This window comes from uncultured Thiodictyon sp., from assembly GCF_903828115.1.
Lineage (GTDB): Bacteria > Pseudomonadota > Gammaproteobacteria > Chromatiales > Chromatiaceae > Thiodictyon.
In genome coordinates this window covers 1-2,404 of the sequence record NZ_CAIKKU010000183.1, presented here as the reverse complement: position 1 = coordinate 2,404, position 2,404 = coordinate 1, and the positions used below count along the sequence as shown (strand labels likewise).

Below are 2,404 nucleotides of genomic sequence, written 5' to 3'. Positions count from 1 at the left end.
TGTTCGATTACGACAACGACAACGACAACGACGCCCGGTGCATGAGCTGTAGTACCCGGCCCCAGAGGTTGCCGCGGCCCGGTGGGAGCGGCTTTAGCCGCGACGCGACCTCGCACGCCGCCGTGGGCCTCGTCGCGGCTAAAGCCGCTCCCACGGGGGGACTTTGATGCTCTTGGATGTATCGGAAACCGCCACCGGCTAAAGCCCCGACCTCCGGTTGCGACCGAACCGCCGCCGGCCGCAACGATGCTCAAGGCCCCCGCCTAATGGGTCAAACCAGCCGATAGCCGACGCCATAGCGATTGAGGATCGCGTCCGTCCCGATCTTGTGGCGCAGCCGCAGGAGCAGGTTCTTCAGGCCCGCCTCGCTGCCGGTGTCGGTCTCGGTCTCGGCGTAGAGCCCGGCCAGCAGGCGCTCCTTGCTCAGCCACTGGCCGCGATGCGCCGCCAGCAGGTCGAGCAGGTCCCGTTCGCGGGAGGTCAGCGCGATCCGCTCCGTCAGACGGCAGAGAGTGCCGTCGGCGGCACAATAAGTGGTGTCGGCATCCAACCGGACGAACACCCGGCCCTCGGCGAGCAGCCCCAAGGCCGCACGTTCGAGCGCCGCCTTGATCCGCTCCCGGGACAGTGGTTTGACCAGATAATCCACGAGCTGGAGCTGGTTCGCCGCCAGCAGATCGGCGGTCTCGGTAGATACGCTGGTGATGATAATCGGCACCGTGCGGTCGCGTTCCCGAATGGCCGCGGCCAACTCCAGACCGTTCATCCCAGGCATCTTCAGGTCCGTGATCACCAGTTGGACGGGCCTCTGCCCGAACAGCCGCAACCCCTCCTCGCCGCTCTCCGCCATCAGCAATTCGTTAAAGAAACTTAACAGTAATTGACTGGCCACCTTACGCTGGCCGCGATCGTCCTCGACACAGAGGGCGGTCAGATGGCGGAGCAGAACGAGCGGTTTCATGGCGGCACCAAAAAAATGAACGCATTGGCGGGTAATAGTCTCACAAGAGTCTCAGGTCATTGTGTCCTTTTTTGAGACTTTCCTTTGTTAGACTGTTGCGTAGTGGATCACCGCCCGCGCCGCCGCCGTGCAGCGGCCATGGTCGGCGTTGCTCCGTATCGTCGAGGCTTACCGAATAAAGCCGCGGCGGGGGCGCGCTCCACATTCAGATGAACACGCCCGCGCTGGTCGCCTTGCCGGTGGCACTGCCACCGTCTGGCGAGAGGTAAACCACCATGCCCCCCCGCCTGATCTATGTCGCCGGCCTGCCGCGCGCCGGCTCCACCCTGCTGTGCCAGTTGCTCGGCCTGCATCCGCAGATTGAGAGCAGCGGTCACAGCTCCCCCCTGTGCCAGATCCTGATCCAGTTGCGCCACCAGTGGAGTGACAACGAGTTCCTGCTGGCGCAACTGGACGTGGACTTCGAGCGCGCCTATGCCCGCCTGCCGCGCGCCTGGCAGGGCTTTGTCGACGGCTGGTTCGCCGATGCCGAGCGGCCCTGGGTGGTGGACAAAAATCGCGGCTGGCTGGCGCAGATCGAGACCGTGCAGGCGGTCGACCCCGGGTTCCGGATGCTGGTGTGCGTGCGCGAGCTCGGCCAGGTCCTGGGCTCGATCGAGGCGCAGCACGCCCGTACCCGGCTGCTCGACTTCCCCGACCACTTGGCGCACCTCTCGCACTATGCCCGCGCCGACAAGCTGCTGGCGGCCGACGGGCTGATCGGCGGACCGCTCAAGTCGATCGAGGCCCTGCAAGAGGTCCCGGAGGCGGTGCAGCGGCAGGTCTATTACGTCGTCTTCGAGCACCTGGTGAGCGAGCCGGTGGCCGCGATGCAGGACATCCACCGCTGGCTGGGGCTCCCGGCGACCCCCTTCGACCCGCTCGCGCTCCCGGTCAAGCCCGGCGAGAGCGACAGCCATTACCGCTGCAAATACCCGCATCGCACCTTCAACGCCATCCGCCCGCCGGCCCCGCACCCGGTCCCACCGCGCATCGCCCGGGAGTTGCGCGACCATTTCGGCGATTTTTATCGCACCTTTTTCCCCGGCCGACTCACCGATTGAAAGGAATTCCTGATGCACGCACCAAGTTTCTCCCGTCCTGACCGGCTCGCGCTGGCCGTCGCGCTGGCCTTGGCCGGTCCCGCGGTCCAGGCGGCCGTCGATTGTTCAGTCACGAAGCCCACGGACGACGGCACCGGCGGCACGATCAACAGCCTCAGTTGGGCGATCGTGACCGCGAACAACGGCACGGCGCCGAATACCGCTTAGGTGATTTCTGTTAAAAATATTACCCGAGAATAGGCTTGATAAAAATGTCATATTTTGGCAAGGTCGGGCTGCGCTTCAACCGTGCTTCGACGTCTTCCATCAATTTCTTCGATAGGCTGATGCCCTTTTCATA

General features: G+C 64.5%; 3 protein-coding genes. 2 read left to right on the top strand and 1 reads right to left on the bottom strand.

Annotated features, from left to right (window positions below; genetic code table 11):
* Nucleotides 1-271: 271 nt before the first annotated feature.
* Nucleotides 272-961 carry a response regulator transcription factor gene (locus QZY48_RS06570; protein ID WP_295429250.1) on the bottom strand — a complete coding sequence of 230 codons (690 nt, stop codon included), beginning with the start codon at nt 959-961 and terminating at the stop codon, nt 272-274.
* Between the two features lie 275 nt (nt 962-1,236).
* Here QZY48_RS06570 and QZY48_RS06565 point away from each other — a divergent pair, with 275 nt between their 5' ends.
* Together QZY48_RS06565 and QZY48_RS06560 are read left to right on the top strand one after the other, a co-directional pair.
* Nucleotides 1,237-2,064 carry a sulfotransferase gene (locus tag QZY48_RS06565; RefSeq protein ID WP_295429248.1) on the top strand — a complete coding sequence of 276 codons (828 nt, stop codon included), beginning with the start codon at nt 1,237-1,239 and terminating at the stop codon, nt 2,062-2,064.
* 12 nt (nt 2,065-2,076) lie between these two features.
* Entirely contained in the window at nt 2,077-2,271 is a 195-nt protein-coding gene (locus QZY48_RS06560; protein WP_295429246.1) for a hypothetical protein, read from the top strand.
* The last annotated feature ends 133 nt before the right edge of the window (nt 2,272-2,404 follow it).

What these genes read in the sequence shown, in the direction of transcription:
- QZY48_RS06570 (WP_295429250.1), bottom strand. Translation starts at nt 961, where the DNA reads ATGAAACCGCTCGTTCTGCTCCGCCATCTGACCGCCCTCTGTGTCGAG.
- QZY48_RS06565 (WP_295429248.1), top strand. Translation starts at nt 1,237, where the DNA reads ATGCCCCCCCGCCTGATCTATGTCGCCGGCCTGCCGCGCGCCGGCTCC.
- QZY48_RS06560 (WP_295429246.1), top strand. Translation starts at nt 2,077, where the DNA reads ATGCACGCACCAAGTTTCTCCCGTCCTGACCGGCTCGCGCTGGCCGTC.